The sequence below is a fragment of the Pseudomonas sp. GM79 genome (assembly GCF_000282495.1).
Lineage (GTDB): Bacteria > Pseudomonadota > Gammaproteobacteria > Pseudomonadales > Pseudomonadaceae > Aquipseudomonas.
The window spans coordinates 46,907-53,313 of record NZ_AKJE01000083.1; the positions used below are offsets into that span (position 1 = coordinate 46,907).

The 6,407-nt window shown below is 59.0% G+C and carries 7 protein-coding genes; 3 read left to right on the forward strand and 4 right to left on the reverse strand.

Annotation, left to right across the window (positions count from 1 at the left end):
- Positions 1–32 precede the first annotated feature (32 nt).
- Positions 33–1,754, reverse strand: coding sequence for a C4-dicarboxylic acid transporter DauA (gene dauA, locus PMI36_RS07360; RefSeq protein WP_008074227.1), 1,722 nt, complete (start codon positions 1,752–1,754; stop codon positions 33–35).
- A gap of 151 nt (positions 1,755–1,905) precedes the next feature.
- Between dauA and PMI36_RS07355 the strand changes: the two genes are divergently transcribed.
- A complete protein-coding gene (locus tag PMI36_RS07355) occupies positions 1,906–2,391 on the forward strand; it encodes a hypothetical protein (RefSeq protein ID WP_007905843.1) in 486 nt (161 codons plus the stop codon).
- 63 nt (positions 2,392–2,454) lie between these two features.
- Positions 2,455–2,742: a PA4642 family protein gene (locus PMI36_RS07350; protein ID WP_008074228.1), complete on the forward strand. Its 288-nt coding sequence runs from the start codon at positions 2,455–2,457 to the stop codon at positions 2,740–2,742.
- 171 nt (positions 2,743–2,913) lie between these two features.
- On the opposite strand, the gene mqo is transcribed toward PMI36_RS07350, so the two are convergent.
- Entirely contained in the window at positions 2,914–4,422 is a 1,509-nt protein-coding gene (gene mqo / locus PMI36_RS07345) for a malate dehydrogenase (quinone) (RefSeq protein WP_008074229.1), read from the reverse strand.
- A gap of 741 nt (positions 4,423–5,163) precedes the next feature.
- A complete protein-coding gene (locus tag PMI36_RS07340; RefSeq protein WP_008012002.1) occupies positions 5,164–5,397 on the reverse strand; it encodes a hypothetical protein in 234 nt (77 codons plus the stop codon).
- A 205-nt stretch (positions 5,398–5,602) separates the two neighbouring features.
- Here PMI36_RS07340 and PMI36_RS07335 point away from each other — a divergent pair, with 205 nt between their 5' ends.
- A complete protein-coding gene (locus PMI36_RS07335) occupies positions 5,603–6,187 on the forward strand; it encodes a YajG family lipoprotein (protein WP_007905851.1) in 585 nt (194 codons plus the stop codon).
- Here PMI36_RS07335 and PMI36_RS31540 read toward each other — a convergent pair.
- The gene (locus tag PMI36_RS31540; protein ID WP_157214970.1) at positions 6,169–6,309 is read right to left on the reverse strand and encodes a hypothetical protein; all 141 of its coding nucleotides are present in this window, start codon (positions 6,307–6,309) and stop codon (positions 6,169–6,171) included. The two genes, PMI36_RS07335 and PMI36_RS31540, sit on opposite strands and share 19 nt — an antisense overlap.
- Between the last annotated feature and the right edge of the window lie 98 nt (positions 6,310–6,407).

Below are 6,407 nucleotides of genomic sequence, written 5' to 3' on the forward strand. Positions count from 1 at the left end.
GGATGCGTGCGCAGCTTGCTTGAACTGCGCGCTCAGCCCTGTCCGGCGAGCCAGCGTTCGCTTTTGCGTCGAGCCTGTTCCAGATTATTCACGTAGGCCAACTGTCTCTGTTCCCGATGGATGCCCGCGCGCCTGAGTTTCAGGCGTACCCGTGGAGCGGTTCCGACCAGAATCAGGCCGATGCCATCGGTGCGGTAATCCCTGAGGATATTGTCGAAGGCCGCCAACGCCGTCATGTCCAGCATGGGCACGGCACTCATCTCGACAATCACCACTTTGACCTCCGGGCTGAATTTGCGCAGTACGCCCAGGGCTTTTTCCGCAGCACCGAAAAACAGCGGCCCGCGTATCGCATAGCAACGAACATGCTCCGGCATATCCTGTAAGGCTTGATGGAACTCGCGAGGCAGTTCGGCGGTGTCCGTGAGGTCGCTCATGCGTTTGATGAACAAACCGGCGGCCAGCAGCAGGCCGACGGCGACGGCCAGCACCATGTCGAACAGCACCGTCAGGCTCAGGCAGGTCAGCAAGACCAGCACATCGCTGCGCGGTGCAATGCGCAAGGTGTGCACGACGTGCCGGGCTTCGCTCATGTTCCACGCCACCATCACCAGCAATGCCGCCAGCGCCGCCATCGGCAAGTAGCTGAACAGGGGCGCGAGGGCGAGTATCGCCAGCAACACCACCGCACTGTGGATAATCGCCGCCAATGGCGAAAACGCTCCGCTGCGCACGTTGGTGGCGCTGCGGGCGATTGCCGCGGTGGCGGTAATGCCGCCGAACAGCGGTGCGACCAGATTGCCCAGGCCTTGACCCAGAAGTTCGGCGTTAGGGTCGTGTTTGCTGCCCGTCATGCCGTCGGCCACCACCGCGCACAACAATGATTCGATGGCACCGAGCATGGCGATGGCAAAGGCTGGCGCCATTAATTGGCGGATCAGGTCGTAAGACAGGTGCAGCGGCTGGCCGTAGGGCCCCGGCAGATTCCACGGCCAGTCGAAGCTCGGCAGAAATGGCGGTATGCCGGGATGGCTGACGCCATCGACGATATAGCTGAAGCGCTCCCCCAGCGTCGCAACCGCTAACCCGCCGCTTTCCAGTGCCACCCCCAGCAATGCGCCGACGGCCAGCGCCACCAGATGCCCCGGAATCCTCGGCACAAAACGCGGCCAGACGATCAGCACCGCCAGGCACATGACACCGATGATCCCGTCCCCCAGACGAGCGCTGGGTAACGCCTGGAGCAGCCCGCCTAATTGCTCGATGTAATGTTCGGCATGCCCGGTGTTACTCAGGCCCAACAAATCCTTTAATTGAAGGGTGGCGATGACAATACCGATCCCGGCGGTAAAGCCCAAGGTCACTGGGTAAGGGATGTACTGAATCAGCCGTCCGGCCCGAATCAGCCCCAAGGCAATCAGGATTGCCCCGGCTAGCATGGTGCAAAGCAGCAGGCCACCCAGACCATATTGTTGGTTGATCGGCAGCAGTATCACCACGAATGCGGCTGTCGGCCCGCTGACATTGAAGCGCGAGCCTCCCGTCAGGGCGATCAGGGGCGCGGCGATCAGCACCGTATACAGACCTTGCTGGGGCGCTACCCCCACCGCAATCGCCAGGGCCATGGCCAGAGGGATGGCGATAATCCCGACCGTCACCCCGGCGCTGATATCGCCGCGCAAACGTCTGAGGCTATAGCCTGCGCGCCAAGTCTGACGCCAGGCGGCGAATAACAGGGGCATGGAGAATGACATGGGTACTCCACAACAGAGGGTGCACTGTCGAAATGGGGCTGAAAGCTCTTTCAGTATGCCCAGCCTTGTCTTCCAGAGTATTGACCTGGATCGGTTATTCGCCGGGTAGATCCTCATGCTAGAGTGCTTGGCCCCGCCCCCGGAGCCTGTCATGAGCCTTTTGATCCGCAGCTGCGCCGCCCTGTTGCTGACCCTCAGCCTGCCCCTGGCCGCAGCCCCGTCGCCGATGCATTCGCAGTTTTTGCCCCCGGACGACTTGACCCTGCGTGACGCTGAGCCCGAGCAGCAGCAACTGTTGCAGGTTACCGAGTATTCGGTGGTGATCGGCAGCCAGCGCCAGTCCAACCAACAGCCGATCCCGGTCACATCGCCATTGCTGATCCGCCTCAAGGGCAAATCCTTGAACAAGGGCGCGACCATCAGCCAGGTGCTGGTCAACTTCGATGGCGAAAGCAAAAGCCTGAAGAAGCCGATCTACGACGAAAAAAGCAAAACCCTGACGCTCTTCTACCCAATGGCCCAGTACCGGGTGGTAATCGACTTGTTGCGCAACGACACGGTGTATTGCCAGTTCCTCAGCTACGCCAACGGCCATATCTGGGCCGATCTGCACACTGGCAGCGTTCGTCCGCGTTGAGCCTTACGCCCGGGCAGGGGTAAACTGCCCGCCCCGTGAAATGTCTGCGAGCTGGAGTCGGCAATGCGTAAAGATAAGAAGCAAGTGATTGGTGACGAGATCGGCGATGCACAGATCAAGCTGTTCCTCGATTTTGAGCCGGTCGACGCCACTTCACCGTCGCTGCACAAACTGATCAAGGCTTACCGTGGCCTGCGCATCGATGACTTCGAGCGTTTTCTGACGTTCTTTGTTGAAGCTGGTCTGGACCTGGATGGCAAGGATGTGCACGGCAATGACTTCGTTGCCCTGATCAAGGATCAGCGCAACGCGGCCGAATACATCGAGTTGATCGACAAGGCTCGCGGTTAAGATCAAAAGATCAGGATCAAAAGATCGCAGCCTCGCTTCGCTCGACAGCTCCTACAAATAGTTCGCTCATACCTGTAGGAGCTGTCGAGCGAAGCGAGGCTGCGATCTTTTTAGCGGCACAAAAAAACGCCCCGCCTTCAATGAGGACGGGGCGTTTTTTATGCGGCCGAATCAAGCGTAGCTTTCGGTCTCGTTACTGGCTTCAACCAGTTCCAGCGCGACGTTGTTGTGCGCATTGATCTTGCGATACAGCGCAGCGTCGGTTTCCAGGACTTTTTCCCGAGCCGGGAAAATTTCCGCCAGTTTGGCAGCCCATTCACCGGAGGCTTTGTTCGGGAAGCATTTTTCGATCAGCTCAAGCATGATCGAAACAGTCACCGAAGCGCCTGGCGAGGCGCCGAGCAGTGCCGCAAGCGAACCGTCCCTGGCTGCGACCAGTTCGGTACCGAACTGCAGAACGCCGCCTTTCTTCGGGTCTTTCTTGATGATCTGCACCCGTTGACCGGCCACTTCCAGGCGCCAGTCTTCGGCTTTCGCTTCAGGGTAGAAACGACGCAGGGATTCCAGGCGCTGTTCCATCGACTGCATCACTTCGCTGACCAGGTACTTGGTCAGGTCCATGTTGTTTTTGGCCACGGCCAGCATCGGGCCGATGTTGCCGGCGCGGACTGACATCGGCAGGTCCATGAACGAGCCATGCTTGAGGAACTTGGTGGTGAAACCGGCGTAAGGCCCGAACAGCAGGGACTTCTTGCCATCGACCACTCGGGTGTCCAGGTGCGGCACGGACATCGGTGGCGAACCGACCGCCGCCTGGCTGTAGACCTTGGCCTGATGGTGCTTGACCACCTCCGGGTTGTCGCAACGCAGCCATTGGCCGCTGATCGGGAAGCCGCCGAAGCCTTTGCTTTCTTCGATGCCCGAGGCTTGCAACAGCGGCAGTGCCGCCCCGCCAGCGCCGAGGAACACGAACTTGGCGTCAACATCACGGCTGTTGCCGGTATTGACGTCCTTGATGCTGACGGTCCAGCCGCCGTTGTTGCGCTTCAGGCCGGTGACGCGCTTGCAGTACTTGACCTGGGCATCGGGTGCGCTGGTCAGGTGCGTGAGCAATTGGTTGGTCAGGGCGCCGAAGTTGACGTCGGTACCGTTCATCACGCGGGTGGCGGCGACGACTTCGTCAGCCGGGCGGCCCGGCATCATCAACGGCATCCACTCGGCCATTTTGGCCTTGTCTTCGGTGTATTCCATGTCCGAGAAGGCGTGATGTTTGCTCAGCGTCTTGAAACGTTCCTTGAGGAAGGAGACGCCGTCGTCGCCCTGCACGAAGCTCAGGTGCGGCACCGGGCTGATGAACGACTTGCACGAGCCGAACGTGCCTTTCTTGGTCAGGTAGGACCAGAACTGCTTCGACACCTCGAACTGGGTGTTGATATGCACGGCTTTCTTGATGTCGACGGTGCCGTCGGCGGCCTGCGGCGTGTAGTTCAGCTCACACAGCCCGGCGTGACCGGTACCGGCGTTGTTCCACGGATTGGAACTCTCCGCGGCACCGGAATCCATCAGCTCGACGACTTCCAGCTTGATCGCGGGGTCGAGCTCTTTGAGCAGTACCGCAAGGGTGGCACTCATGATGCCGGCCCCAACCAGTACTACGTCGACTGCTTCGTTATGCGCCATTTAACGCGTCTCCAAAATCTGCAGCACCAAATTGTCGGCATAGCTGCCAGGCGTTCCGGGGCGATGTCAGTGATGCCCCAGGTACCCATGGCCAGGATCGCCATGTCCGAATCTTCGCAATTTTTTGCAACTTCGACGGATGCATGCGGCCTGGCTTCAAGAGTCACATGAACTCATTTCGGCACGCAGCTGGCAATTCGACTTATGGTCGAGACATCCGTTTGTGCAACCAAATCCGTAGCGGACAGGCTTCAGGCTCCGGTGTTCAAGGAATACTCGGTCCTGTGTCGTTGGGCTGTTGTAGACGCTAATGGTGCATGTTCAGACGCAAAACTATTCATTTGCTCGCCACACTCTTGTGAAGTTGTGAAAACCCGTTTTTTTCACGCTCTTTTGAAGACGTGAACCTCAAAAAAGGGCTGTCCCAGCCTGGCACCGTGCCCGGATGGATTGCCGCCATGGGATACATGACAAGCAAAACGGGCAAACAGCTCAGTAACCGAGCGTAATGACAGCTCTGCAGATTCGCGAAAAGTGGTGTTTTTGCTTAGGGAACAGCAAGCGCGCCAGCTTCACTCGATCTGTGTGGGCGGCTCTCTGTGGGCGGTGCGGGGGTGCCAATACCGAGGCATTGACGATGCTGCGAGGCCCGATCAGGAGACGTCCTTATAATCGGGGGGAGATTGTATCTAAGAAACGCAGGGAAATGGTCGTGTTTAATGACTTTTATTAGGCGTCCGGTCAGGTGGTCAACAGTTGTTGTGCGCGCGCACGTGGCTGGCGCTGGCTGACACGGGCGCTGGCGGGCAGGGGATGGTGCAGCCAGTTGAGGCGGATTTCTTCGATTTCGACCCAACCATCGCCCATGGGCTGCAGGCTGCACTGTTTGAATGCCTGGCAGCGGCCATCGCGGTCGAGCAGGGCAAAACAGCGATGCAGTGGACGTGGCGCGAACATTGAGATGAGAAAACGCATGGCAAAGTACCTTGTGGGGTGACTGCTGTGAAGGTTGCCAATGAGCCATGACATGCATGTGTAAGGTCGGTGACAGATGTGTGACAGGAACCGCGCTACGCCGTGTTTGTCAGAGATTTCAGTAATCGTTGTGCGAAGCTAGTTCGCCGCAGTGGCGCACCGCTATACTGCGGGCCTGTTTGTGCCTGATTCTGGAGAGAAGAGCATGTTGCAACGCCTGTTGTTCGGTTTGATCACTGTGACCAGTTTGACCCTCGTCGGCTGCGCCCACAGCCCGCAACAACTGAACCCGGAACCCAAGCTGACAGCTCAGCTGGCGCCGGTCGGCCGTGGCCAGCCGGTGGTGGTGCGTGTGGTGGACGGTCGTCCGTCGCCAACGCTGGGGACTCGTGGTGGTCTGTATCCGGAGACCAGTGCAATCACCGTGCAGGGCGCGCAGATTCTGCCGAAGTTGCAGGCTCAGGCTGAAGCGGCCGTGCGCTTGCTGGGCTTTACCCCGACGGCCAATGCGCTGAATGCACCGCAATTGACGGTGACCCTGGCCGAGCTGAAGTATCAGTCGCCCAAGGAAGGCCTGTATGTGACTGAGGCAACGATTGGCGCGACGTTCCGTTCGGATGTGCAGAATGCCAACCGTCGTTATAGCGGTCGCTACGGCGCGTCGCTCGATCAGCGTTTTGGCATGGCGCCGAATCAGGAAACCAATACCAAGCTGGTCAGTGATGTGTTGAGTGATGCGTTGACCCGCTTGTTCAAGGACCCGACGATTGGTCAGGTGCTTGCCGAGTAACGGTTTGCTTCTTGTTTAAAGAACCCGGTGTCAGTGATGGCGCCGGGTTTTTTTGTGTCCTTTGCGGTCTTGATTGCCATGGCGGCCTGTGGGCCGACCATGTTTTGGTTGGTGGTGTACATATCCGTTGCTGCGGTAACGGCGGCTTAGGGTTTCGCCCTTACGGCGAGGCACTTTTGGCAAACGCCCCAAAAGTACCCAAAAGGTCTCGCCCCAAGCG

What these genes read in the sequence shown, in the direction of transcription:
- PMI36_RS07350 (WP_008074228.1), top strand. Translation starts at nt 2,455, where the DNA reads ATGCGTAAAGATAAGAAGCAAGTGATTGGTGACGAGATCGGCGATGCA.
- dauA (WP_008074227.1), bottom strand. Translation starts at nt 1,754, where the DNA reads ATGTCATTCTCCATGCCCCTGTTATTCGCCGCCTGGCGTCAGACTTGG.
- mqo (WP_008074229.1), bottom strand. Translation starts at nt 4,422, where the DNA reads ATGGCGCATAACGAAGCAGTCGACGTAGTACTGGTTGGGGCCGGCATC.
- PMI36_RS07340 (WP_008012002.1), bottom strand. Translation starts at nt 5,397, where the DNA reads ATGCGTTTTCTCATCTCAATGTTCGCGCCACGTCCACTGCATCGCTGT.
- PMI36_RS07335 (WP_007905851.1), top strand. Translation starts at nt 5,603, where the DNA reads ATGTTGCAACGCCTGTTGTTCGGTTTGATCACTGTGACCAGTTTGACC.
- PMI36_RS07355 (WP_007905843.1), top strand. Translation starts at nt 1,906, where the DNA reads ATGAGCCTTTTGATCCGCAGCTGCGCCGCCCTGTTGCTGACCCTCAGC.
- PMI36_RS31540 (WP_157214970.1), bottom strand. Translation starts at nt 6,309, where the DNA reads ATGTACACCACCAACCAAAACATGGTCGGCCCACAGGCCGCCATGGCA.